The sequence below is a fragment of the Acinetobacter sp. A2 genome (genome assembly GCF_048537555.1).
GTDB lineage: Bacteria > Pseudomonadota > Gammaproteobacteria > Pseudomonadales > Moraxellaceae > Acinetobacter.
In genome coordinates this window covers 749,121-774,815 of record NZ_CP183239.1, presented here as the reverse complement: position 1 = coordinate 774,815, position 25,695 = coordinate 749,121, and the positions used below count along the sequence as shown (strand labels likewise).

Sequence of the window (25,695 nt, the reverse complement as noted above, 5' to 3'; positions counted from 1 at the left end):
TTTTATTTAAAGCAAACTATGGGACAGCAGTGCCGATCAAGGTACTCTTTTTTTAGCGATTAAACTGACTCTCACATGGTATGCCGTCACCATCACCGTCCATTTTAGTATTTGGACAATTTCGTATAAAAAATAACGCTTCTTCGTATGACGTCATTTGACTACAGTGCTCACGCCCATCACAAGTAAAGTTCTGTTCGACAACTGGAACTTCTACTGCTTTTTGTACTGATAAAGCTTCGGGCAGACTATTTTGCCAAGCTTGATACTTATTAAATACTGCATAAGCCAAGCCGAATATAATCAATATACCAATATAAGTAACAAAATTGGATGAGTTATTTTCAGACTTCTGCTGTCTTTTATGATTCTGCTTTGTCGTATGAATTGCCCTTGATTGAGGTGTATGCCTTTCGACTGCAACCTTAATATCTAAACGGACAATATTATCTGCTTTGAACTTGCCATTTTCTTCTACTTTACGAAATTTTAGATTTTCTCCCACTTTTAGTGGAATATTTTTATTGGGAATATCTTTAATATGAAAAAACAAATCTTTAGGTTCTCCTTCTATTTGAATAAAACCAAAGCCTCGTTCTTCGTTATAAGTTTTTATTTTCCCTTCTAAAAACATAAATTACTCTTTTCACGTAAATTTTTAATTATTGTACAAAAAAAGAGACTAAAAAGCCTCTTTTTTATAGCAGCAAAACTTAACGCTTCAGATTGGATAACAATGCCGAAGTAATTGAAGTATTCACAGCCACTGCTTTGGCTTTTTTTGCTTTTTTGGATTTATCTTCTACAGGTTCAATGTTAATCGCTTTATAGCGATCTCCATTTTGAACCACATTAAACTTTACTCGGTCATTGCGCTTTGGTTCAGCCTCTGCTGCAGGAAAATCTGAAATATGAAAAAATACTTCGCCTTCAGGTGCGGCAATAAAACCGTAGCCTTTTTCGGCATTGTATTGCTTGATTTTCCCTTGATATTGTTCAGATTTCATGGCTTGACCTTTTGCTGGATGCGCTTTGTTTAAGTATATTAGATCTGTTGCGTAAATCCAAAAAGTTCATAGCTCTTAAATAAATTGACGCTAAAAACCTTTGATCTGACAACATAATGACTGCATTAATAATCGAATACATTTAATTTAAAAGAATAGCGACCACTTAAAGGAAAAAATTACTCCACTTTTTATACAAGTGTTAACCAAATGTTCAAATTTAGAACAATTAAAACCTTGTACACCTGCCCAATATAAAATTAAATAATTGATAAAATTCATTTACTTAAGACCTAAAAATAGTACGTTTACTCTAATCAACTGCGATTTATAACTTATTCAGTTCATATATTCTGCGAAGTTGAGCATTTACTCTTTTTTTAAATATGTTACTTTTCCTGCACTTTTTGTTACATAAAGCATCAGGGAACGACCATGAAGCTCAATAAAATCTATTCGGCTATTTTACTTAGTACTCTCCCACTTACACCTGCGCTTGCTGCTGGTTTAGACCGTTCTGGTCAATCTATTGCTGCATTTTTACAACCGGGTAATTATGCAGAAGCTGGTATTTCAATTTTAGATCCCAAAGTTCAATCTAATCAATTGAAAGTAAAGGATATGGCAGAAGATTATTATTTCCCTTCTGCTGCGATTAAAGTACAAGCAACTGAACACATTTCTATAGGTCTTTTATATGACCAACCATTTGGCGCCGAATCTCTCTACCCTTCAAATAATCCAGTTTTTGCCGCGAATGGTGAAGCAACCCAAGTAGAAGTTGAAACACACAATCTCACGGCTTTAATTGGTTACCAACCTACAGAAAACTGGAATTTCTACGCAGGTCCTGTTTATCAAACCGTACAAGGTACAGTATCTTTACGTGGACTTGCGTACGGGGGTGCTTCTAAACTTGGCAGCTACGACATTAATTTAAAAGAAGATGAAGCATACGGTTGGCTTGCTGGTTTTGCTTATCAAATTCCTGAAATCGCGTTAAAAACTGCGGTTACCTATCGTTCAGAAATCAAACATGAGCTTGATACTACTGAAACTTTTGGGTTTGGTGCAATTCAACGACCAAATGCACTCACTGAAGTTGTAACTCCGCAATCAGTAAATATTGATTTTCAAACAGGTGTTGCAGCCAACACTTTAGCTTTTGCCAATATCCGTTGGGCACATTGGGATCAATTTGCGGTCACACCAAAGTTTTTAAATGCAGCTTCTGGCAATAACCTTATTGACTATTCAGATGATCAATGGTCTGCAACCGTAGGCGTGGGTCGCAAGTTTAATAGTCATTGGTCTGGTTCTGCTTCTGTAGGTTATGACTCTGGTGCGGGTAACCCTGTCACCACTTTAGGTCCAACAGAAGGTTATTGGAGCGTTGGCTTAGGTGGTCAATACATCCCAGCAGAAAACTATTTTATTCAAGCTGGCGTAAAATATTTTTGGTTGGGTGATGCCACTGCACGTACGGGTACAACAGACGTTGGTGAATTTGAAGACAACTATGCTTTGGGTTATGGTCTAAAATTCGGCTACCGCTTCTAAATCAATGCACTGTTAAAACCGCATAAATAACAAAGGGCATCAAATGATGCCCTTTGTTATACTCAGCTTCAGATTAAGCTGGAATATCACGTACAGAAGCACCACGAATTGCTTCTTTTAATGCTTCATAACCATTAATTGCAGGAAATTGTGGGAATTCTGCAATCACATTTTCAGGTGCATCAAATAAGAAACCATGATCCGCTTCACCTAGCATCGTGGTGTCGTTATATGAATCACCTGCAGCAATTACACGGAAATTTAAACCGTGTAAGGCTTTAACAGCCTGACGTTTTTGATCAGGTTGACGCAATTTATAAGCGGTAATCATGCCATTTTCATCTGATTCTAACTTGTGGCAGAAAATTGTTGGCCAACCCAATTGCTTCATCAACGGATGTGCAAATTCATAGAACGTATCTGAAAGAATAATCAATTGGAAGTGAGTGCTAACCCATTCAACAAACTCTTTTGCACCTGGGAATGGTCCCATATCTGCAATCACGGCTTGAATATCATTCAAACCCAAGCCATGCTGTTTTAGAATATTTAAACGCTGGGTCATCAACACATCGTAGTCAGGAATATCACGTGTAGTTGCTTCAAGTTCTTTAATGCCAGTTTTTTTAGCAAAGTTAATCCAAATTTCTGGAACTAACACACCTTCAAGATCAAGACATACGATTTCCATGGGTTCTCCCAAAATACCTGTAAAAATTTTTCCCTATCATAGCCGAAGATTTGGTATTTGCCTTGTTCTTTTTTAAATCTATTTCATTCATAAGCATTTATTTTTTAGTGATAAGACCTTTTTAGGAATTCCATTAAAATAATTCGCTCAAGAACAAAGATTAGCCCTCAAGCCGACTGCAGGAAGATTTATGCGCACCATTCCCACCATAGACATTGTTGATGCACTCGCGACTGAATATGCCGATAAATCACCGAGTGACATTTTAAAACTTGCCTTAAGTCAGCAAGGCGAAGTCGCGATTTCATTTTCAGGTGCGGAGGATGTAGTGCTGATTGATATGGCATCCAATTTAGGTGTGCCATTTCGTGTATTTAGTTTAGATACAGGACGTTTGCATCCTGAAACCTATCAATTTTTAGAAACTGTACGCAAATATTATAATATTGAGATCGAAATTTGCTTTCCTGAAACTGAAGCAGTGCAACAATTGGTTCAAGAAAAAGGCTTATTTAGCTTTTTTGAAGATGGGCATCAAGAATGTTGTGGGATTCGTAAAGTTCAACCTTTACGTAAAAAACTGGCAACACTAGATGGCTGGATTACAGGTCAACGTAAAGACCAAAGTCCAGGTACACGCCAAGATATTCCTGTCGTACAAGCAGATGCAGGATTTTCAGGCCCTAACAAGCAATTAATCAAATACAATCCACTGGCAAACTGGTCAAGTAGTGACGTGTGGAATTACATTCGCATGATGGAAATTCCATACAATCGTTTGCATGAAAAAGGTTTTATTTCAATTGGCTGTGAACCTTGCACCCGCCCTGTTCTTCCGAACCAACATGAACGTGAAGGCCGTTGGTGGTGGGAAGAAGCAACGCACAAAGAATGCGGTCTACATGCTGGAAATTTAAAATAACACATCTATTACTACAATAAAAATCACAGTTTTACTGTGATTTTTATTGACTTGCGATGGCGCAAAAATCACTATATTTGTTTGATAAAAAAGATATACTGAATTAAATCTTATATAACTCTAAAAACCTTGTTCAGATAAGAACAAGCGTAGAAATTGCAGTGAGGCAATCCACAATATGCGTCCATTACACCCTATTGATTTTATTTTCCTATCACTCGAAAAACGTCAACAGCCCATGCATGTGGGTGGATTATTCTTATTCCAAATTCCAGAACATGCACCAGCCACTTTTATTCAAGACTTAGTTGCCGACATACGTGAATCCAAGTCTATGCCAATTGCACCATTTAATAACAAACTGAATGGCTTATTTTGGGATGAAGATGAAGAATTCGATCTTGATCATCATTTCCGTCATATTGCCTTGCCTAAACCAGGGCGTATTCGTGAATTATTAACCTATATTTCACAAGAACATAGCTCACTGATTGATCGTGCTAAACCACTCTGGACTTGCCATATTATTGAAGGTATTGAGGGCAACCGCTTTGCAATGTTCTTTAAAATTCACCATGCCATGGTGGATGGTATTGCAGGGATGCGTTTGGTGGAAAAATCCCTCTCTCACGATGAAAATGCAAAAAGCATTGTTCCGCCTTGGTGTGTTGAAGGGCCACGCGCCAAACGCCTAAAAGAACCTAAAGTGAGCCGTTTAAAGAAAATTTTTGGTGGGGTCAAAGGTCATGTTGAAGCAACCCCTCGCGCAGTTTATGAAGTATCACAAACTGTTACTAAAGATATGGGACGTAACCCTGACTATGTTTCTAGCTTCCAAGCACCAAGCAGTATTCTCAATCAGCGTGTAAGCGCATCACGTCGTTTTGCCGCTCAATCTTTTGAATTTGCACGTTTGCATCGTATTGCCAAATCATTGGGTGTGACCATCAATGATGTTGTTCTTGCAATCTGTTCAGGTGCGCTACGTGAGTACTTACTTGGTCAATACGCACTGCCGAAAAAACCCCTGATTGCAATGGTGCCTGCGTCTATTCGTGATGATGATTCAGAAGTTTCTAACCGCATCACCATGATTTTAGCCAACTTGGGCACACACAAAGAAGACCCGCTTGAACGTTTAAAAATTGTGCGCCGCAGTGTACAAAATGCTAAACAGCGTTTTAAGCGTATGAATGCCAATCAAATTATGAACTACAGTGCCTTTGTATATGGTGCTGCAGGTATCAATATTTTGTCTGGCATTATGCCAAAGCGTCAGGCCTTTAACTTGGTCATTTCTAACGTGCCAGGCCCACGTGAGCCTTTATATTGGAATGGTGCGAAGCTAGATGCGCTCTATCCTGCTTCAATTGTGCTAGATGGACAAGCTTTGAATATCACTATGACCAGTTATTTAGACAAGCTGGAAGTTGGTTTGACCGCATGTCGTCATGCATTACCGAAAATGCAAAACTTATTGCAGCATTTGGAAGATGAAATTCAGCGTTTTGAACAGATTATTGATGCACCTGAAGGTGTAAATAAAATTGTAGATTGATCTTTGAATAAGGCTTGCTAAAACTCACTCAATCTTCACCTTCAACCTGAAGGGCTTTCCCAATATTCGGAATGGATTTGAGTGGGTTTTTACCCTGTATTTCATATAACATCAATATGTTATACGACGCATAAAATGAGTTAAGGATAGATTTTACAATCAATTAAGGGGCAATTTATGCCCCTTATTTTTGAATACTACGACACTGTTTTAATAATTGCTGACAAACTGCGCTAATCATTGCTGTGGTAATTTGAGTTTCTTTACCTTGCTCATCCAAAATATAACCGTTATGTGTCACTTTACGATCTAAGACTTTCAAACTTTTTTTAATCACTGCTTCACTCATACCCATGACATACCTCATTTGCTAAACCGAGGGAGATGTTCGGTTTTGGCTACTGACTGTGTATGCTTAGTATTGAGAATTCGCTCAAAAAAGTAAAATTTCAGATGTAACAACTGTTTAGTGATATCCTGTTACAATTTCAGCTCAGAATGATATCGTATTGCTCTTGCGTATATAAATTTTCCACCTGAAATTTAATCACACGACTAACAAAATGCTCTAAATCCGCGACTGCTGGCGCTTCGGCAGTTAACAATCGGTCAATCACCGATGGATGCGCAACGACAGTAAAGCCACGTTGTGACTCAAATGCACGGGCATATCTTAAAATTTCTCGAAAAATTTCGTAACACACTGACTCAGCTGTTTTGACATATCCTCGCCCCTGACAGGTTGGACAGGCTTCGCACAGTAAATGTTCTAAAGATTCACGGGTGCGTTTACGGGTCATTTCGACCAAACCCAATTCAGACACTTGGGTAATTTTGGTTTTGGCATGGTCTCGTTCAAGCATCCGCTCGAACTGACTCAAGACTTCATCTCGGTGCTGCACTTCCTGCATATCAATGAAGTCAATAATGATGATGCCACCCAAATTACGCAAACGTAACTGGCGGGCAATTACCTGCGTGGCTTCCATATTGGTTTTAAATACGGTGTCTTCTAAAGTCCGCCCACCAACATAAGAGCCTGTATTCACATCAATGGTGGTCATCGCTTCAGTCTGATCAATCATCAGATAACCGCCCGACTTTAATGCCACACGGGTTTGCAGAGCTTTTTGAATATCTTCTTCGACATTGTATAAATCGAACAGTGGCCGCTCGCCAGGATAATGAATCAGACGATTGTGCATATTCGGCACAAATTCATCTACAAACTCTTTTAATTTGGCATGAATTTCACGTGAATCGACATAAATTTTGGCGGTATTGTCATTGGCTAGATCACGAATCACGCGTTGTGGTAAAGGTAATTCTTCAAAAATTAAAGAGGGTACGGCAATACTGATTTGTTTACGCTGAATGTATTCCCACAGTTTTGCCAAATAGCACATGTCTTGCACCAAAGCGGCTTCATCTACCCCTTCGGCTGCTGTACGGACAATCACTGAGCCTGGAAGTTTATGCTCTGCCTGAATGCTTTCTATGATGCCACGCAGACGCTCTCGCTCTTCGCTCGACTCAATGCGTTGTGATACGCCAATATGACTGCCATACGGCATTAAGACCAAATAACGCGAAGGAATGGAAAGATCAGTACTCAGTCGGGCGCCTTTAGTACCCAGCATATCCTTCATGACTTGTACCGTGAGAATTTGCCCTGGTTGCAACAACTCAAATACATTGGGTGTTGGCTGGCTACGTGGCCAAATCATGTCATTAATATGCAAAAAAGCAGTACGTGATAAACCAATATCGACAAAAGCAGCTTGCATACCTGGCAGCACACGCACGACTTTGCCTTTATAAATATTGCCCACCAGACCACGCTTGGCAGTACGTTCAACGAATAATTCATTGACCGTGCCGTTTTGAATTAACGCCACCCGACACTCCATCGGTGTGACATTAATCAACAACTCGTCAGACATAATAAAACTCAAAACATTATAAAAATTTTTGTGCAGCAGTTAATTTAGTGCCTTAACTGTCTGTAATAACTGTACGGTTTCATGCAAAGGTAAGCCCACAACATTACTGTAGCTACCTTCTATACGCGGAATATAACGTGCTGCAATGCCTTGAATTGCGTACGCTCCCGCTTTGCCAATCGGCTCACCTGTTGCCCAGTAACTTTCCATATCATCTAGGCTAAGCGATTGAAATTCAACCTGTGTACTTACCACTATACTGGATTTTTTCTGTTTTGTACCCACACAAACTCCTGAAAAAACATCATGTTTTCGACCAGAAAGTTGTGACCAAATGGCAAAGGCATGTGCTTTGGATTCTGGCTTGCCCAAAATCTGCCCATCTACGCCTAGACTGGTATCGGCAGCAATCACAATAGCATCAGGAAATAGCTGTAAAACTGCGTCAGCTTTGGCACATGCCAACCGCTCAACATACGCGGCAACATCTTCGCCCGCCAAAATAGATTCATCAATGTCAGGACTGTAAATTTCAAATTCCAGCCCAAGCTGTTGCAGGAGTTCCCGACGGCGCGGTGAACTTGAGGCAAGAATTAAATGCGCCATTTTCGCAAGAAATAATACAGCACAGGCCAGAGCAAAATACTACTCAGCAAAGGTTGCCAATGACGGGCAAATGGGAACTGAATCCCACCCATGACTTGCATCACCCAAATCAGGGCGAGGTGTGCCAAAATTGCGATTGCACTGATGACCCATAAATTTGCAAACGTCATAATACGGCGTTCACGAGTCAGGAAACGTGCCACAAAAGTAATCACCACAAAACTCAAGGCATTCATGCCCAAAGGTGCATCGAGGAGCAAGTCTGCAAACAAGCCTGTACCAAAGGCAAACCAGATGCCACACCATGTTGGTTGCCCAAGCACCCAAAACAAGGTCACCATCAACATAAACAATGGTCGCCAACCCGAGCCTGTATAAGACAGCGGATACACCATGAGTACAGATGCAGCAATTACAGAAAAAATAATCGGAAATAGTGGATCTTTATTCTTGTTTTGTCCGAGTCGGGTTTGTCCAATTTTAGCGATTGGCATTTGGCTGCTCCTTCGCTAAAGATTCTGAGAATAACACCACTACATGATGCCCACCTGCCAATTGTGCTGCAGGCACGACATCAATTTGGGCAAACTCACCTGAATTATGACGGCTAATTTTAGCAATGCTTCCAACCAAATAACCTGCTGGAAAATGCTCGCCCAAGCCAGAGCTATAGACTTTCTCTCCAACCTGAATATTGGCACTGGTCGGTACATATTCCATTTTTAAACGACCAAGGTCACCCGTACCAGACACAATGGCACGCATACCAGTATGTTCTAGACGTACAGAGAGTGAATGTTCTTTGTCTGAAAGCAGCATGACACGGCTACTATGCGGATAAACAGAAATAATCTGCCCCATAATTCCCTTATCATCTAAAACAGTTTGTCCGACTTTTAACTGATTTTGAGAGCCACGGTTAATCACAATAATATGTCGCAAAGGGTCAGCATCGGTGCCAATCACTTCGGCAATTTCCATGCGTCCATCAATGATTAAGGGTGTATCGAGCAACCCACGCAAGCGGGTATTTTCTGCAGAAAGTTCAGATAATTTTTGCAGGCGGACTTTAGCCTGTAACAACTCTGCCTGCATCGCGGTATTTTCACGACGCAACTGAGCTTCAGACTTACTTTGTTGACTTAGCCATTCTCGCGACAATACAGGATAGCTTGCAAGGGCATAAATTGGGTTATATGCCGCATACAAAACATCTCGTGCAGGTTGGATTACATGCGGAACACGCCAGTTAAAAAACAGGATGACCAAGCAAGTAATGACCGCAATAATAAAAGAGCGAAAAGATGGCGGTTGTCTGGAAAACAGATTTGTTTGCACCGCCGAATCCTATGTATTAGCCAACAAATAACATATCGTGGTTTGGATTATCAAAGAATTCCAGAACCTTGCCACCGCCACGGGTCACGCAAGTTAATGGTTCTTCTGCTACCACCACAGGTAGGCCTGTTTCTTGTGCCAATAGCTTATCTAGGTTACGTAACAATGCACCACCACCTGTCAGCACAATACCACGCTCTGCAATATCTGAAGACAATTCAGGAGGCGTTTGTTCCAATGCAGATTTCACTGCGGCAACAATGCTTTGTAGCGGATCAGAAATCGCTTGGGTGATTTCATCTGAAGTAACCGTAATGGCACGCGGCACACCTTCAGCCAAGTTACGACCACGAACTTCAATTTCCAGTGGTTTAGCACCTTCATCTGGCAATGCCATGCCCACTTCTTTTTTAATGGTTTCTGCTGTGGTTTCACCAATCACACAGCCATGCGCCTTACGCACATAGTTAATGATTTGCTCATCAAACACATCGCCACCAATACGCAATGAATCTGAATACACGCAACCCTGTAATGAAATAATGGCGATTTCTGTTGTACCACCGCCAACATCGACCACCATAGAACCACAAGCTTGCTCAACTGGCATACCCGCACCAATTGCAGCGGCCATCGGTTCTTCAATCAGGCGGACATCACGAGCACCCGCATTGAATACCGCTTCACGAATGGCACGGCGTTCTACCAAGGTAGATTTACATGGCACACACACCACTACACGTGGTGCAGGTGGGAATAAGCGCTTTTCATGCACTTTACCAATAAATTGGTTAAGCATGGTTTCAGTCACTTCAAAATCAGCGATTACACCATCTTTCATAGGGCGAATTGCAGAAATATTTGCAGGGGTACGACCCAACATTTGTTTGGCATCAAGACCGACTGCGGCAACAATTTTCTGTGAACCGCTGTGACGAATTGCCACAACCGTCGGTTCATTTAATATAATGCCTCGTCCTGGCGCATAAATAAGTGTATTTGCTGTACCTAAATCAATGGCTAGGTCTGGCGAAAACAAGCCAATTAGTCGTTTTAGAATCACGGAGTCGTTCTCGATTAAACTTTATGTGGACGCAAGTTGGCAACTTTAACTAAATGTGGTGCGTTGAACAAGTCAATCGCTTATTATAACGCACGATATTTTGAAATTTTTTATTAATACTGATTTTAGGTGATGTTATGTCTACCTCGGATGCTCAGCATTCTGCAGATTTAAATGCACAAACAGTTTCAGCAATTGCCAATCTTGCCCGTCTTAAACTCAATGATACGCAATCTGCTGAATATGCTCAAAGTCTAAATAAAATTTTAGGCATGATGGAAAGCTTAAAAGGCATTAATACTGATGACGTAGAGCCTTTAAAAAGTCCATTTGACCACCCGCAACCATTACGTGAAGACGTGGTAACTGAACAGAATCATCGTGAACAATATCAAGCTGTTGCTCCTGCAGTTCAGGATGGCTTGTACCTTGTTCCACGAGTGATTGAATAATTTATTCGGCTGTTACATTTTGACTTCATAAAAAGGTAAAAGAATTTTTCTCATGACAGATTTACATCGCTTATCGATTCGTGAAATCTCTGAGGGTTTAGCGGCAGCCAAATTCTCCTCTCGCGAACTGACTGAACATTATTTAAAACGTATTGCAAAAATTGATCCTCAAGTACGCTCTTATGTGACTGTGACCAATGAAGTTGCATTGGCTCAGGCAGATGCTGCCGATGCCTTACGTCAGGCAGGTCAAGCAACAGCTTTAACAGGCGTGCCTGTTGCGCACAAAGATATTTTTTGTACTCAAGGCATTAAAACCTCTGCGGGTTCAAAAATGCTGGATAACTTTATTTCACCTTATGATGCAACCGTGGTTGCACAAGGTAAAACAGCAGGTTTGGTCACTTTAGGTAAAGTGAACATGGACGAATTCGCAATGGGTTCAACCTCTGAAAGTTCATTCTACGGCGCAACCAAAAACCCATGGGCGCTAGATCACGTACCAGGTGGTTCATCGGGTGGTTCGGCAGCCGTTGTAGCGGCTGACCTTGCTCCTTTTGCTACGGGTACAGACACTGGCGGTTCAATTCGTCAGCCTGCATCATTCTGTGGTTTAACTGGTCTTAAACCAACCTATGGACGTGTTTCACGTTACGGCATCATTGCTTATGCATCTTCTTTAGATCAGGCAGGCCCGATGGCGCGCTCTGCAGAAGACTGTGCTTACTTAATGAATGTGATGGCAGGTCACGATGCCAAAGACTCAACCTCTATGGATAAAGCGGTTGAAGATTATGTAGCGAACCTCAATGCGACAGCGCTTAAAGGCTTACGTATTGGTATTCCAAAACAATACTTCAATGTGGCTGGTTTAGATGCTGCAGTCAAAGCACGTGTTGAAGAATCACTGAAAAAATTAGAAGAATTGGGCGCAGTTCTTGTTGAAATTGACCTCAACATGACTGAAAGCTACGTCCCGACTTACTACCTGATTGCTCCTGCAGAAGCATCATCTAACCTTTCACGTTACGATGGTGTGCGTTATGGCTACCGTGCAGAAAATCCGCAAGATATTTTAGACCTTTACAAACGCTCACGTTCTGAAGGCTTTGGTGCAGAAGTACAACGTCGTATCTTGATTGGTACTTATGCCCTTTCTGCAGGTTATTACGATGCCTACTACGTGAAAGCGCAAAAAGTTCGTCGTTTAATTCAGCAAGACTTCTTAAAAGCCTTTGAGCAGGTAGATGTAATTGCAGCACCGACTGCACCAACCACTGCATACAAAATTGGCGCATCTTTAGACCCTGTTGAAATGTATTTGGGCGATATTTACACCATCGCGGTGAACTTGGCAGGCTTACCAGCAATTAGTGCACCTGTTGGCTTTGACCAAGACAACTTGCCTGTTGGTTTACAACTGATTGGCAACTACTGGTCTGAATCACAACTGTTATCTGTGGTACATCAGTACCAACAAGCGACAGACTGGCATAGCAAACGCGCGGCAATTGCTGAGGAGAATGCATAATGGCGAGCAATCAAAAGAAAGCGAAATCAAACCTAATTGATGGCTGGGAAGTCGTGATTGGGATTGAAATTCACACGCAACTTGCAACCAATTCTAAAATCTTCTCAGGTTCATCCACCGAGTTTGGTCAAGACCCAAATACACAAGCCAGCCTTGTTGATTTAGCCATGCCGGGTGTACTGCCTGTTTTAAATAAAGAAGTGGTAGATTTAGCGATTCGCTTCGGTTTAGGGATTGATGCTTATATCGATCAAGCTTCTGTCTTTGCACGTAAAAACTACTTCTACCCTGACTCGCCTAAAGGCTACCAAATTAGCCAGATGGACAACCCAATTGTCGGTTTGGGTCATATCGACATCCAACTTGAAGATGGCACGACCAAACGCATTGGTGTAACCCGTGCACACCTTGAAGAAGATGCTGGTAAGTCGATTCACGATCAGTTTGAAGGCATGTCAGGTATTGACCTCAACCGTGCAGGTACGCCTTTGCTTGAAATCGTATCTGAACCCGATATGCGTTCGGTTGAAGAAGCCGTAGCGTATATTAAAGCGATTCATACGCTAGTGCGTTGGTTAGGTATTTCTGACGGCAACATGGCAGAAGGCTCATTCCGTGCTGACTGTAACGTGTCATTACGTCGTCCGGGGCAACCTTTCGGTACACGTTGTGAATTGAAAAACCTGAACTCATTCCGTTTCATTGAACAAGCGATCAATGTTGAAATTGAACGTCAAATGGAAATTTTGGAATGGGATGGCACCATTGATCAGGAAACACGTTTGTTTGACCCGGTGAAGATGGAAACGCGTTCGATGCGCTCGAAAGAAGAAGCGAACGATTACCGCTACTTCCCTGATCCAGACTTATTGCCTGTGGTTATTCCAGATGCGCAAATTGAAGCAATTAAAGCCACCATGCCTGAATTGCCTGCGGCACGTCGTGCACGTTTTGTAGCAGACTTTGCTGTGACTGAATACGATGCTCACGTTTTAACACTAACTCGTGAAATGTCTGAATTTTACGAAGTTGTGGTTGCTGCAGCAGGTGGTGCGGCGCAAGGTAAAATTGCAGCAAACTGGGTGATGGGTGAATTCTCAGGTGCACTCAATAAAGCAGGTTTAGATTTAGCAGACTCTCCTGTATCTGCCAAGAAACTTGGCGGTATGATCGCGCGTATTGTGGACAACACGATTAGCGGTAAGATTGCAAAACAAGTGTTCGGCTTTATGTGGGATGAAGGCAAAACTGCAGACGAAATTATTGCTGAAAAAGGCTTGAAACAGGAAACTGATACAGGTGCGATTGAAGCGATTATTAAGGAAGTGCTTGCTGCCAACGAAAAAATGGTTGAAGAATATAAGTCTGGTAAAGACAAAGCCTTCAACGGTTTAGTCGGTCAAGTGATGAAAGCGTCTAAGGGTAAAGCCAACCCTGCTCAAGTGAATGAATTAATGAAGAAATTGATTGGATAATTTATTCGATAATTAATTGATTTTATGTTATAAAAACCTCGCTTAATGCGGGGTTTTTTATATTTAAATCTTGTGCTATCACAGATAAAATGAGGGGGATAACAAAATGAAAAGAGCAATAAGCCTGATATTGAGTTGCGTTGTATTCACAGGATGTGCTACTTCATCCAAGAACCTTACAGTATCAGCAATATAGCTGTGATCAGCTAGGACAAGAGGCTAGCAACATTCAAAACAGAGTAGCTGAAATTGGCGGTTCAGTAGATTCTCGTGCAACACGTGACAAATGGGTAACAGGTGCAGGATTAGTACTTTTTTGGCCAGCACTCTTCTTTATTGGAGGAAATAAAGCTCAGGAAGCAGAGTTCTCAAGATTGAAAGGAGAATACGAAGCTGTGCAAAAGATGGCTGTACAGAAGAATTGTTTAACATCTCCAGCATCGAAGTAACTCTATTTAATAGAAGCTTATTTACATTAATAAGCTTCTATCAATTATAACTATAGCCATCTGCAACTTTTCCCAAAACTATGTGCTTTCAACATCGGTTGGCATGAACAACCTACTCGGGAAATTTATAGCTATATCCAACCTAAAGGCTATTTATTACGTGGCGAAGCAGTGAATAAAGAATTTGAGAAGTTATATCCAAATGAGACTGTAAATTAAATTGTGTAATTGCCTGAATTTGCTATGTTCATATTCACAACGGAGTCAGGCAACATGATGAACGAACAAAAACTAAAAGACCTTGCAGCAGAATTTGCTAAAGGAATCAAAACAGAAGACGATCTCAATCAATTCACCCGATTGTTGACTAAACTCACTGTTGAAACGGCTCTCAATGCCGAACTTACCGAACACCTCGGACATGAAAAGAATGCTCGTAAGAACGGTTCTAATGCCCGTAATGGCTATTCCAGTAAGACCCTCCTGAGTGATGATGGTGAGATTGAAATCACCACACCACGAGATCGTGATGGCACATTTGAGCCACAACTGATTAAAAAGAATCAGACCCGTATCACGCAAATGGATAGCCAAATTCTATCCCTTTATGCCAAAGGCATGACCACCCGTGAAATCGTGGCTACTTTCAAGGAAATGTACGATGCCGATGTATCTCCAACGCTTATTTCCAGGGTGACAGATGCTGTTAAGGAGCAGGTTGCTGAATGGCAAAACCGTCCATTAGATGCGATCTATCCTATCGTCTATATGGACTGCATTGTGGTCAAAGTCCGTCATAATGGCAGTGTTATCAATAAGGCTGTATTCCTAGCCTTGGGCATTAATCTTGATGGACACAAAGAACTGCTCGGTATGTGGATGGCGGAGAATGAAGGCGCTAAGTTCTGGCTGACTGTCCTGACTGAGCTTAAAAACCGAGGGTTGCAGGATATTCTAATTGCCTGTGTGGATGGACTAAAAGGCTTTCCTGATGCCATTAACAGCGTATACCCGCAAACCCATATCCAGCTGTGCATTATCCATATGCTGCGTAACAGCTTGAAATACGTATCATGGAAAGATTACAAGGCGGTCACTCAGGATTTAAAAGCCGTTTATCAGTCACCTACTGAAGAGGCAGCCTTGATGGCCTTGGATCAATTCGCCCAAACATGGGATGACAAGTACCCACAGATCAGCAAAAGCTGGCGTACACACTGGGAGAATCTAAATACCTTCTTTGCTTATCCAGCCGAGATACGCAAAGCCATCTATACCACCAATGCGATCGAATCATTAAACAGCGTAATACGTCAGGCGATCAAAAAGCGTAAAGTCTTTCCAACGGATGATTCTGTACGTAAAGTGATTTACCTGGCAATTGATGCAGCGTCTAAAAAGTGGAATATGCCTATTCGCGACTGGCGTTTAGCCATGAGCCGCTTTATTATTGAATTCGGTGACCGCTTAAGCAATCACCTTTAAATTTATGAAAAGCAATTACACAAAATTATTTACAGGCTCATCCAAATCTTATTTAATTTTATCTCCCATTCCCACAGCGAGAGGAAATATCACACCCTCAATCGAATATTAAAATTACCAACAAACCTTCTATTAAAAACCGAGGTCTTTACAAACATTTTCCTTATCTAAACCCTTGAGTAGTACACGATATTCTTTGGTTTCAGCATCAATTTTCTTTGGATTAAAATGTCGATTGGCTTGGTTTAAAGCAATAACATCTTGATAGTACTTACGAACATCTACACACAAAATACGGATTTGTTCGCGCTCATCGCCCCTGAGTCTGGCTCGAGTCATCTTTTCCTCTATAGCACGATTAGAATCTAGCCCCAAATAATAACGCTCTGTCACATAATCATGCGCAGTGGCTTGTTTCAGGCTTTTGGCAGAAACATTAAAACTAAATAAAGCCAATGCGCTGAATCCTGAAATTTTAATTGTGCTATGCAGCAAATGTTTTAACTTCATAACTGTGGATGCTCCGTGGATAGTCGATTCCAAAACCAATGAATACGGCCTTGTGTATCAAGCAAAGTATGTGTCTTAATCTGCTCATGCATGACATTGCTGCCCCAACAGGCATTTGCACTATTTCGGTTGTTATGCAGATATATTTTTTCAGTCGTATCATCAATTTTTTGTGGCGGAATATAGACCGCATAGCCTGCTGGAATCCATAAATCTGCCACAACTAAAGTTTGTTGTTTGCTGTCATATATCCCAACAGAAATCACCAAGTCCAAATAAGGGTCGCAAGAGACAAACAAATGCGGAAAATTATGCCCTTCTAAATCTGTGCAAATTGTAGGAAATAAAGTCCGATCTTGCCCTGAGGGTGCGGTGTCTAAATATGGATTGGCATAGGCTGCAAATTTTCCGTATTTGTATTCACAATAACTGACGATATCGTAATCATTTTCAATCTTGATACTTTTGCCCTGTCCAATCAAATGCATACCAAAAGCTGCTGCCAATTCTGGTGTGATTTTGAAAGGTTGATAAACAATTGATTGTGTAACCTCAGGAAAATCAAGTTCTGTGATCACACCCCATTTGGTTTTTTTCTGATTTTTTGCTCGAACCCGAATGGGTGCTAAACAACTTAAATCAGCAACTGTCACAGCTTCGGTCTTGAGCAAAGTTCTCTGAATTATTTTATTCAATGCAGTGAAATGTGGCTTGCCCCGTTCATTAAAAAAATACGGTGTCACGCTTAAATCTACCGTATTTTCATCGACCATCTCATTCAACAGCATGCGTGAAAAATAAGTCCCCGTATCTACACGCTGCTCTGTGTTTTCTTTTTTCATTTTGCTTTCTTTTAAATGACTCAATTCATTTGAAAACCCAGCTTATAAAGCTGGGGTTGGTTATTTCATTTGATTTAACATATTTTTTGCGCCTGCATGATTATAATTTTTGGCTAAATTCTGCAAAATGCGCTTGGCTTGTACTTCCGCGTTTGGAAAACGACCGCGATAACTCGACACACTGGTTAAACAACGTGCCACCAGCATGCCAGATTCTGTATAAATACGTGTGCCCTCTGCACCTTGTAATTTGCCATAGTTGTAGGCACGTTGTGCATTGTTACAGGCATTGACCTGATTACGACCACTATTGATGTCTCGGCGTGCTGCGACATATAAACGCATTTGTTGTTGCTGTGGGGTTTCTACAACACGTGCGGCAGTTTTAACTGGTGGGCTCACAACTTCTTTCTTTTCCTCAGGCTTTTCTTTTTCTTCTACCTTTTTGTTAGTAATGTTTGCTTTGGCGGGCGTTGTTGTGGCCTTGGTTGTTTTGGAAGTGCTTGCGACACGGTAAAAACGGCGCGCTTCATCTTCAGTCATCATTTTTGTGACTAAACTCACCACACGGGCTTCACCACGTTGTTCAAGTTTTCTTTCAGTAACAGGCTCAATTGAAACAATCCAACTTCCCCCCTGACTGCGTACACAACGGTAAGCACCAATGCCCTGTTTGACATCTCTGTAGGTATTCAGTAGTTTTTTCGACCATGCATTTTTAACAAGACTCATTGAGCTTTTGTAGGCAAGCGTTAAACGTCCATTTTGCGACTGGCAATAGCTGCCCATATATTTACGCGGCACCATAGATTCAGCAGGTTGATCTTTACGCTGCGGTCCCCAATAGTAGACATATTCTTTGGCAGCACCACTGGGCTGATTTAAATTTTTCTGAACAATCAGTTCTTGGGGAGATGCAAAATGCTTAACCGAATTTGGGCTAAATTGATCAACTGTTGTGCAACCAAATAAGAGGCTGCCAATCCCACCCATCAAAAGTATTTTTTTGCAGGTCACGTCTCAATTCTCAATTGTTTTTATATGAATGAAAATATATGAATTGGCTGAAAATAACAAATCCAACACATTGTTTTTATGGTCGATTAATCTTGAATTAAGTTGAGCTAAGTTAAATATTTTGAGCAAAAAATACAACCCATCACAGTTTTTTATAATTTTGTGCCACAACACCTGTATTATTTTCATACATTTGTTCAGATAAGTGCACAGCATTTCTGCGACTTATCTGAACAGGTCTAGAGCTACATCATTATGGATCTAAGGTCGATTCAAAAGCCTTTAAACGCTTATAGATAGATAAAAGCTCAATAATTGTTGGCCAAGATGCAATCAGATACTGAAATGATTCACGTACTTTGCCAAATACGTTGGAAATTTGCATCATCAAACCTAAAGTAATTGCACCTGCGGCAATACTTGGGAATAACACAAATAAACCGTAAATATTGTCCAATTGCATGTACCAAATGCGTACCAAGTTAAAATAGGCATAGTGGAAATATAAACGGAAATAGTTAAAACGTACTTTGCTAAACAATTCTTTTAAACTGAGTGGGTCAGCACGTTCGGCATGATCTTCACCATAAACCAATTCTTTACGATAAGCCGCCTCAACTTTCTGGTTATTAAATTCCAGACCTGGTAACTTCGCACCCACCACAATTAACACCAATGTACCAAATACCGCCCACCCCACTGCAGCCCAAACCAGCGCATAAGGAATTTCCCCCACTATAGGCAATGCTTTGACATGCACAGACAAGCTGAATAAAACAGGTAAAAAGGCCAATAAAGTCATAAAGGCTTCTACCAGATTGACTCCTAAAGTTTCCATGGTTCTAGCAAAACGCATGGTGTCTTCTTGAATACGTTGTGATGCCCCTTCAATATGACGTAATTTTTCCCAGTGTGCCGTGTAAAAATTATTCATGGCTGTACGCCAACGGAACACATAGTGACTCACAAAAAATAGATTAAAGACCATTAAGGTCACAGCCACCATCGCCACATACAAAAAGGTCAAAACACCTGCATAGAGTTCATTGACATCGCCCCCGCCACTGCTCAGCATTTTTTGAATCAGATCATAGAATGGGTTGTACCAAGCATTCACCACCACATTGACTTGAACGCCAAACCAAATATTGAACAAAATAAAGGCTGAACCCCATACAGACCAACGCTGCCATGGGTGATTTGCTTTAATTTTCCAGAAAATAGCAAACAGCGTCGTTGCCACAAAAAACCACAGATAAAACCATAAAAAAGCAGGTGACCAAAAACGGCTGACACCAATGGGTAATTCGGCCTCTGCATATCCTTGCGGGAAGCCAATCCAACTACCCCATGCGCTACCGCCCGAGTACCATAAAGCCAGATTGATCGCGAACCAAACAAGCAATGAAATAAAAAACCACTTTGGATTTGGAAAAAATGACTTAAACATGCAGACAAAAAGCCTTTATTTTTTAAATTGGAATGTAAAACCCAGTGCCTTCACCACTTAAAAAAGCGTGAATGGATACTTTAACTTTTATACTTTATACGCTGTTTTTTCAGCAATAATTTTATTTTTATGCTGAAAACTGTAAATTTCATCAATCGGCTATATTTTACTGCGCTGTTCATTTGCCATTCATCTAAGAAATTACATCAAATTTCAATTTCTTATATTTTTAAAATGTCAAATTATGAAGTATTGGGCAAATTTATTGCGATTTTTTGACCAACAATTCAAGTACAAAATATTTAAACCCGACACAAATTTACGATTTTGTGTAGATTATTCATCAATTTACTATATAATACGGTTGATTAAAAATAACTCATTTAGGGTGCGGTATGGAATCTCCAACAGAAAACATTGCTATTGAGCTACTTGAACCTATTGTTCTACGTAAAGAAAACTGCGCACCAATTGAATTCGAGCAAGGTACAATTTTAAAAGTTTTATTGGTTAATCCTAACTCCTACTTGGTTACCGTAGACGACGAATTTAACTTTACTGTCTCTTTAGAAGATGAAAATAAGGTGTGGCGTAAACTTTAATTACTGAGTCGCCACAAACTTTAATGATTGAATGTACGCAAAGCACATTCAATCATTAGATAAAGCTTGATAAATACGCTACTGCTTTCATGGCTTATAAAAACTAAACTTTCATTACACCTATCAATCACAGCATCCTTTTAATTTTTCAGAAGTCCGCTTCGGGTATGGCTCTCTGAAAATGTTGCCTAAGATTCAGTTTTCAATCCTCTGTATATCATTGTAGATTTTGCAACAATCTCATCAAAATCACCTTTATATTGGGCAAAATGAGATAAAAATTAGCTTTAAATTTTCATCTTATTTTCTCTATAAAAATCAATAAAATATACCAATTAATCAAACCAAAACAACAACAGCAATGACTTTAAATTCACTTTTACAACTAAGCAAAACCAAAATTAATCAAAAATTATGATAAGATCATGCTTCTTGTAAAACACATTTTTTTATAAAGATGAATTGCTTAAGCAATTTTTACTGTCTTTTGTGTATTTTATTTTTCTATTTTTTTAATTCACATCCTATTTTGACAGGGTCTACCTGATCTCTAAATTTAGGATTGTATTTGCTTATTTTAATAATGCGGATATTTAAAAATCCTGAATTGTGACACTCAAAATTGGAGAGGTAATTAAGAACTCAAAACTAATGGAGATAGCAATGGATCGAATTGCAATTATTGGCGCTGGCCCAAGCGGCATGGCCCAATTAAGAGCGTTTCAGTCAGCAAAGGCCAAAGGTCTACAAGTTCCTGAAATTGTATGTTTCGAAAAACAAAATGATTGGGGTGGACTCTGGAACTATACTTGGCGCACAGGTATAGATGAACATGGCGAACCTGTCCACGGCAGTATGTACCGTTATTTATGGTCAAATGGCCCTAAAGAAGCGCTAGAATTTGCCGATTATACTTTTGATGAACATTTCAAAAAACCAATCGCTTCATATCCGCCACGTGCAGTACTGTGGGATTACATCAAAGGTCGTGCAGAAAAAGCACAGGTCAAAGATTTAGTCCGTTTCAATAGTGCCGTTCAGCACATTGCCTATGATGAAACAACACAAAAATTCACGGTAGATGTTGAAGATTATGCACAACAACAGCATTATTCAGAACAATTTGATTATGTTGTTGTTGCATCTGGACACTTCTCTACCCCACGCGTTCCTGTTTATGAAGGCTTTGATCAATTCCATGGTCGCATTTTGCACGCACACGACTTCCGTGATGCGCTGGAATTTAAAGGCAAATCTGTATTATTGGTCGGCAGCAGCTACTCTGCCGAAGACATTGGTTCACAATGTTATAAATACGGCGCCAAGCAAATTTACAGTTGCTATCGTAGCAAAGCCATGGGCTTTAAATGGCCTAAAAACTGGTCTGAAAAGCCACAGTTATTGCGTGTAGATGAAAATACTGCTTATTTTGGTGATGGAACATCGGCCAAAATTGATACCATTATTTTATGCACGGGCTATTTACACCACTTCCCATTTATTGAAGATGACTTGCGCCTCAGAACACATAACTGTCTTTATCCGCAGGGTTTATATCAGGGCGTAGTGTGGGAAAAAAATCCTCGCTTGTTCTATTTGGGCATGCAAGATCAATGGTACACCTTCAATATGTTCGATGCGCAAGCATGGTTTGTCCGTGATGTGATTATGGGCAAAATTGCTTTGCCAAGCACGGTAGAAATGCAAAGTCATACGCAGACCTTACATGAAAAAGAACAACGCTTAATGAGCGATGAACAATCTGCACGTTTTCAAGGGGATTACATCAAACGCCTGATTGCGCAGACCGACTATCCATCTTTCAATATTGATGCAGTACACGATATTTTCATGCAATGGAAAAAGCATAAAAAAGAAAATATTATGGGCTTTAGAGATAAAGTTTATCGCTCAGTGATGACAGGAAAAATGGCTAAACCGCATCACACACCATGGCTTTATGCACTAGATGATTCTTTGGAAAGTTATCTAGAAGATGAAGCTCAACGTGAGGCAATGTAAGGCTTAAACACAAAAAGCCATCACCCTAGACCGTAAAAAATCAAAAAAACCCCATACGTTATGCGCATGGGGTTTGTTGTTTAAGGATTTATCTAAATATCTAAACTTAATTGCTGTTCAAATTATAAATCTGACTTGGCACGTTTTAAGGCCTGTTGCCAACGCAGTAAATGCTCAGCCCGTTCTGCCTCTTTCATGTGAGGTTCAAACACTCGATCTAATTGCCAAGATGCCGAAATTTCAGATAGGTCAGAAAATACGCCTGCTCTTAAACCAGCCATAGCAGCAGCACCCCAAGCGGTAGATTCCAGCATTTTAGGACGCAACACAGGTACATTTAAAATATCGGCTTGGAATTGCATCAACATATCATTTTGACTGGCACCACCATCGACCCGCAATTCTTTCAGAGGATGATCTAAGTCCGACTGCATGGCAGTGAGTACATCCGATACTTGAAATGCAATGGATTCCAATGCCGCACGGGCAATGTGCGCCTTATTGGTACCACGTGACATGCCACATAAAAGTGCCCTTGCTTCGCTGTCCCAATGTGGCGCACCAAGCCCTGTAAATGCAGGGACTAACACAACACCATCGCTAGAAGTTACACTATTGGCGAGTTGTTCTACATCGCTACTTTTTTGAATAATCCCTAAACCATCCCGCAGCCATTGCACCACTGCCCCTGCCATAAAGACACTGCCTTCTAGGGCAAAATGGGTTTCATTTTGACATTGCCATGCCAGAGTGGTGAGTAACTTATTTTGGCTAAACTGCACCTGATTGCCTGTATTGAACAACATAAAACAGCCTGTACCGTAGGTATTTTTTGCTGTACCTACCTCAAAACAAGATTGTCCAAATAAAGCTGCTTGCTGATCACCCAAAATACCTGTGATTGGAATATTATCACCCAATAAGCCAGTTGCGGTGTCTGCAACATAACTGTCTGATGCAATAATTTTAGGTAAAACTGATGCTGGAATTTGAAACAGTTCCAGTAAGTCTTCATCCCAAGTTTGATGATGTAAGTTCATCAACATTGTTCTTGAAGCATTACTTGCCTCAATGACATGTTCAGCGCCTTGGGTTAAATTCCAGATTAACCAACTGTCGATGGTGCCAAAGGCCACATGCCCTTGTTGTGCCAAAATTTTCAGCCCATCGACATGCTCAAGTAACCAAACCAGTTTGCCTGCGCTAAAATACGGATCTATACGCAAACCTGTTTTTTCCTGAATCAATTGCATTTGGTTATTTTGAATGAGCTGATGACACCAGTCTGCAGCACGTCGATCTTGCCAGATAATTGCAGGGGCCAGTGGTTTTCCCGTGCGTTTATCCCACACTACAGTCGTTTCACGTTGGTTGGTCACGCCAATTGCACGAATATCTTTGGCTAAAATTCCTGCTGTAGCCAAAGCCTGTTGCACCACTGCAATTTGATTTGACCAGATTTCTTGGGCATCTTGCTCTACCCAGCCTGAATGTGGCGTCTGAATGTGGGTTTCACGTTGTGCTGTAGCCTGAACTTGTCCGTGTTCATTGAAAATAATAGCGCGACTGGAAGTCGTGCCTTGATCGAGTGCTAATAAATAACTCATATTTTTTATTGTGTTTGGCTTGAAAAATAAAATATTAGCGCAATTATGTAATTAAGCGCATTGAAATGTGTAATTGTGCAGAAAATACATCGTAATTTTTGCCAGCTATGCTATGATTGCGTTGTGATATGGGGGTGTTATTGGCTTCGACGCTGATGATGAAGCTCATAGATGCATGCCGAGAGCGCATTTTCTCTCGTAAATAAAATTTGCATTAAAATAGTCGCAAACGACGAATCTTACGCTCTAGCTGCCTAAGGGCAGCTTGTCCGCTTCACTGAATACTTGTGGTCAGTGAACCCGACTGAAGCGCACGCACACAAGTCCGTATAGAGCCAAGCCTCGGGGCTTTATACCAAACTTAGAGGATCGCACTTTTAACCCTGTTCGTCGGGTCTTTAAGTGTTAAAACAATAGACGATATCTAAGCATGTAGTATTCTCGAGTGTAGTGTTGGCGGACGCGGGTTCAACTCCCGCCACCTCCACCATATACCTAACAAAACATGGCAAAATATGCGTGTTTTATTAAGATAAAGGCTTGAATCTAAAGGATTTAAGCCTTTTTTCTTGCCTAAACATAACTAAACATAACTAGCTACAGTGTACATATACCGTGTACATTGCACATTTTATTGAACTCACTGGTGTACAAGCCATGAAAAGAAATGAAATAAAACGCGGTCCTATGTCGGATACAGTCCTAGCCAATCTTGAACCTGAATTAAAAGAATATCGGGAGCTAGACGGCAACGGCTTATATTTTCGTACACTTTACATCGAATGTTTAGTCTAAAGGCACAGCCGAAGTTTGTTTGATCTTTTGCATTGGAATTTCGGTTTTAATATTTTGTACTGAATTTTCTCTCTTTAAATGCTTAATCTGTAGCTGCCGATATTCTTCAATATTTGACACCACAATCTTCAATAAAAAGTCACAGTCTCCCACCATTAAATGACACTCTACAACCTCAGGTAGCGCCTGAATCGTATCGGTAAAACGTTGTACTGTTTCAATATCTTGTCCAATCAACCAAATACGCGTAACAGGGTCAAACTTTTCCCAACCTTTTCTGCATCAATCAAAGCAGTATATTGCTGAATAATGCCCGCCTCTTCCAAAATACGAACACGACGTAAACATGGCGATACCCCCCAATACACGTGTCATCAATTTGTAATAAAACTCGCTTATACCTCGTGTGATAATGCAACTTTATTTTCGAGGGTTTGGGAATGTCAGAGAACATCAGCTTAGATTATCTAAATGGACTCATTCGTACTGCAGAGAAAAAAGGGAAAAAGATAGATAAAATCTTATTGGGTTATAAAGCCTACTACTTTTTTATGTCAGACAGTGAATTCCATAAAGAGGTCACGAGCTCTGCCCTTTCTCCAAGTAAGCGTAAATATAAAGACCATAAAATAAAAGTGACCCAAGACGATTATCAGGTTGAATTAAAATTTCAGGAAAAATAATCGGGACGCTGCATTATTTGACCAAAGCGATGCTTAATCTAAAGGCCACTCATTAACTTTGGTGGCCTACCTCTCCTTCCTATTTCA

Annotated in this window: 27 protein-coding genes, 1 other RNA gene and 1 pseudogene; 13 read left to right on the top strand and 16 right to left on the bottom strand. The window is 40.6% G+C overall.

All coding sequences use genetic code 11. The features are described 5' to 3' along the window. Positions 1–52 precede the first annotated feature (52 nt). Both ACNS8M_RS03635 and ACNS8M_RS03630 read right to left on the bottom strand, forming a co-directional pair. Complete coding sequence (locus ACNS8M_RS03635) at positions 53–634, bottom strand: cold shock domain-containing protein (RefSeq protein WP_194557780.1); 582 nt, start codon at positions 632–634, stop codon at positions 53–55. Between the two features lie 79 nt (positions 635–713). Next, positions 714–1,007 (bottom strand): cold-shock protein, encoded by a 294-nt coding sequence (locus tag ACNS8M_RS03630; RefSeq protein WP_168460552.1) that lies wholly within the window; start codon positions 1,005–1,007, stop codon positions 714–716. A 435-nt stretch (positions 1,008–1,442) separates the two neighbouring features. Between ACNS8M_RS03630 and ACNS8M_RS03625 the strand changes: the two genes are divergently transcribed. Further along, the gene (locus ACNS8M_RS03625) at positions 1,443–2,567 is read left to right on the top strand and encodes an OmpP1/FadL family transporter (RefSeq protein ID WP_419225144.1); all 1,125 of its coding nucleotides are present in this window, start codon (positions 1,443–1,445) and stop codon (positions 2,565–2,567) included. A gap of 73 nt (positions 2,568–2,640) precedes the next feature. On the opposite strand, the gene thrH is transcribed toward ACNS8M_RS03625, so the two are convergent. After that, the gene (thrH, locus tag ACNS8M_RS03620) at positions 2,641–3,258 is read right to left on the bottom strand and encodes a bifunctional phosphoserine phosphatase/homoserine phosphotransferase ThrH (protein ID WP_131261537.1); all 618 of its coding nucleotides are present in this window, start codon (positions 3,256–3,258) and stop codon (positions 2,641–2,643) included. Positions 3,259–3,448: 190 nt separating this feature from the next. Between thrH and ACNS8M_RS03615 the strand changes: the two genes are divergently transcribed. Continuing rightward, positions 3,449–4,180 (top strand): phosphoadenylyl-sulfate reductase, encoded by a 732-nt coding sequence (locus ACNS8M_RS03615; RefSeq protein ID WP_131261538.1) that lies wholly within the window; start codon positions 3,449–3,451, stop codon positions 4,178–4,180. Positions 4,181–4,358: 178 nt separating this feature from the next. Beyond that, positions 4,359–5,738 carry a WS/DGAT/MGAT family O-acyltransferase gene (locus tag ACNS8M_RS03610; protein WP_419225143.1) on the top strand — a complete coding sequence of 460 codons (1,380 nt, stop codon included), beginning with the start codon at positions 4,359–4,361 and terminating at the stop codon, positions 5,736–5,738. 184 nt (positions 5,739–5,922) lie between these two features. Here ACNS8M_RS03610 and ACNS8M_RS03605 read toward each other — a convergent pair whose 3' ends face one another. The 6 genes from ACNS8M_RS03605 to ACNS8M_RS03580 form a co-directional block, all read right to left on the bottom strand. Beyond that, positions 5,923–6,093, bottom strand: a complete 171-nt coding sequence (locus ACNS8M_RS03605) for a PA1571 family protein (protein WP_096901775.1) — start codon at positions 6,091–6,093, stop codon at positions 5,923–5,925. 133 nt (positions 6,094–6,226) lie between these two features. Further along, complete coding sequence (gene rng / locus ACNS8M_RS03600) at positions 6,227–7,681, bottom strand: ribonuclease G (RefSeq protein WP_168419206.1); 1,455 nt, start codon at positions 7,679–7,681, stop codon at positions 6,227–6,229. 39 nt (positions 7,682–7,720) lie between these two features. Then, on the bottom strand, positions 7,721–8,287 hold the full coding sequence (locus tag ACNS8M_RS03595) for a Maf-like protein (protein ID WP_419225142.1): 567 nt from the start codon (positions 8,285–8,287) through the stop codon (positions 7,721–7,723). Beyond that, positions 8,275–8,781: a rod shape-determining protein MreD gene (gene mreD / locus ACNS8M_RS03590; protein ID WP_178318225.1), complete on the bottom strand. Its 507-nt coding sequence runs from the start codon at positions 8,779–8,781 to the stop codon at positions 8,275–8,277. Before mreD ends, ACNS8M_RS03595 begins: the two co-directional genes overlap by 13 nt. Beyond that, a complete protein-coding gene (gene mreC / locus ACNS8M_RS03585) occupies positions 8,768–9,625 on the bottom strand; it encodes a rod shape-determining protein MreC (protein ID WP_168419203.1) in 858 nt (285 codons plus the stop codon). The genes mreD and mreC overlap by 14 nt, the downstream gene beginning before the upstream one ends. Positions 9,626–9,641: 16 nt before the next feature. After that, positions 9,642–10,688, bottom strand: a complete 1,047-nt coding sequence (locus ACNS8M_RS03580) for a rod shape-determining protein (protein ID WP_096901763.1) — start codon at positions 10,686–10,688, stop codon at positions 9,642–9,644. A gap of 137 nt (positions 10,689–10,825) precedes the next feature. Between ACNS8M_RS03580 and gatC the strand changes: the two genes are divergently transcribed. From gatC to ACNS8M_RS03555, 5 genes are all read left to right on the top strand, one after another. Next, positions 10,826–11,140, top strand: coding sequence for an Asp-tRNA(Asn)/Glu-tRNA(Gln) amidotransferase subunit GatC (gene gatC / locus ACNS8M_RS03575; RefSeq protein ID WP_168419202.1), 315 nt, complete (start codon positions 10,826–10,828; stop codon positions 11,138–11,140). A gap of 52 nt (positions 11,141–11,192) precedes the next feature. Next, positions 11,193–12,671 carry an Asp-tRNA(Asn)/Glu-tRNA(Gln) amidotransferase subunit GatA gene (gatA, locus tag ACNS8M_RS03570; protein ID WP_286429147.1) on the top strand — a complete coding sequence of 493 codons (1,479 nt, stop codon included), beginning with the start codon at positions 11,193–11,195 and terminating at the stop codon, positions 12,669–12,671. Next, positions 12,671–14,146, top strand: coding sequence for an Asp-tRNA(Asn)/Glu-tRNA(Gln) amidotransferase subunit GatB (gene gatB, locus ACNS8M_RS03565; RefSeq protein ID WP_419225141.1), 1,476 nt, complete (start codon positions 12,671–12,673; stop codon positions 14,144–14,146). Before gatA ends, gatB begins: the two co-directional genes overlap by 1 nt. 140 nt (positions 14,147–14,286) lie before the next feature. Continuing rightward, positions 14,287–14,595 (top strand): hypothetical protein, encoded by a 309-nt coding sequence (locus tag ACNS8M_RS03560; RefSeq protein WP_419225140.1) that lies wholly within the window; start codon positions 14,287–14,289, stop codon positions 14,593–14,595. A gap of 276 nt (positions 14,596–14,871) precedes the next feature. After that, positions 14,872–16,080, top strand: coding sequence for an IS256 family transposase (locus ACNS8M_RS03555; protein WP_419225320.1), 1,209 nt, complete (start codon positions 14,872–14,874; stop codon positions 16,078–16,080). Positions 16,081–16,212: 132 nt separating this feature from the next. On the opposite strand, the gene ACNS8M_RS03550 is transcribed toward ACNS8M_RS03555, so the two are convergent. The 4 genes from ACNS8M_RS03550 to sbmA form a co-directional block, all read right to left on the bottom strand. Beyond that, positions 16,213–16,590, bottom strand: a complete 378-nt coding sequence (locus ACNS8M_RS03550) for a hypothetical protein (RefSeq protein ID WP_419225139.1) — start codon at positions 16,588–16,590, stop codon at positions 16,213–16,215. Continuing rightward, complete coding sequence (locus tag ACNS8M_RS03545; protein ID WP_419225138.1) at positions 16,587–17,432, bottom strand: hypothetical protein; 846 nt, start codon at positions 17,430–17,432, stop codon at positions 16,587–16,589. The genes ACNS8M_RS03550 and ACNS8M_RS03545 overlap by 4 nt, the downstream gene beginning before the upstream one ends. A gap of 60 nt (positions 17,433–17,492) precedes the next feature. Further along, positions 17,493–18,449, bottom strand: a complete 957-nt coding sequence (locus tag ACNS8M_RS03540; protein WP_419225137.1) for a hypothetical protein — start codon at positions 18,447–18,449, stop codon at positions 17,493–17,495. Between the two features lie 253 nt (positions 18,450–18,702). Next, positions 18,703–19,899 carry a peptide antibiotic transporter SbmA gene (gene sbmA / locus ACNS8M_RS03535; RefSeq protein ID WP_419225136.1) on the bottom strand — a complete coding sequence of 399 codons (1,197 nt, stop codon included), beginning with the start codon at positions 19,897–19,899 and terminating at the stop codon, positions 18,703–18,705. 395 nt (positions 19,900–20,294) lie between these two features. Here sbmA and ACNS8M_RS03530 point away from each other — a divergent pair, with 395 nt between their 5' ends. Beyond that, complete coding sequence (locus ACNS8M_RS03530) at positions 20,295–20,501, top strand: hypothetical protein (RefSeq protein ID WP_004975391.1); 207 nt, start codon at positions 20,295–20,297, stop codon at positions 20,499–20,501. A gap of 663 nt (positions 20,502–21,164) precedes the next feature. Then, positions 21,165–22,523 carry an NAD(P)-binding domain-containing protein gene (locus ACNS8M_RS03525; protein WP_419225135.1) on the top strand — a complete coding sequence of 453 codons (1,359 nt, stop codon included), beginning with the start codon at positions 21,165–21,167 and terminating at the stop codon, positions 22,521–22,523. A gap of 122 nt (positions 22,524–22,645) precedes the next feature. Here ACNS8M_RS03525 and glpK read toward each other — a convergent pair whose 3' ends face one another. After that, positions 22,646–24,130 (bottom strand): glycerol kinase GlpK, encoded by a 1,485-nt coding sequence (gene glpK, locus ACNS8M_RS03520; protein ID WP_419225134.1) that lies wholly within the window; start codon positions 24,128–24,130, stop codon positions 22,646–22,648. Between the two features lie 130 nt (positions 24,131–24,260). Here glpK and ssrA point away from each other — a divergent pair. Both ssrA and ACNS8M_RS03510 read left to right on the top strand, forming a co-directional pair. Beyond that, positions 24,261–24,620, top strand: a transfer-messenger RNA (tmRNA) gene (gene ssrA / locus ACNS8M_RS03515). A 167-nt stretch (positions 24,621–24,787) separates the two neighbouring features. After that, positions 24,788–24,898 (top strand): annotated as a pseudogene (locus ACNS8M_RS03510) (DUF4102 domain-containing protein); the annotation flags it as partial. An 18-nt stretch (positions 24,899–24,916) separates the two neighbouring features. Here ACNS8M_RS03510 and ACNS8M_RS03505 read toward each other — a convergent pair. After that, complete coding sequence (locus ACNS8M_RS03505; protein WP_228278941.1) at positions 24,917–25,162, bottom strand: Lrp/AsnC ligand binding domain-containing protein; 246 nt, start codon at positions 25,160–25,162, stop codon at positions 24,917–24,919. Then, positions 25,159–25,293, bottom strand: a complete 135-nt coding sequence (locus tag ACNS8M_RS03500) for a hypothetical protein (protein ID WP_266095966.1) — start codon at positions 25,291–25,293, stop codon at positions 25,159–25,161. Before ACNS8M_RS03500 ends, ACNS8M_RS03505 begins: the two co-directional genes overlap by 4 nt. Positions 25,294–25,365: 72 nt before the next feature. Between ACNS8M_RS03500 and ACNS8M_RS03495 the strand changes: the two genes are divergently transcribed. Further along, entirely contained in the window at positions 25,366–25,608 is a 243-nt protein-coding gene (locus ACNS8M_RS03495) for a hypothetical protein (RefSeq protein ID WP_168418213.1), read from the top strand. The last annotated feature ends 87 nt before the right edge of the window (positions 25,609–25,695 follow it).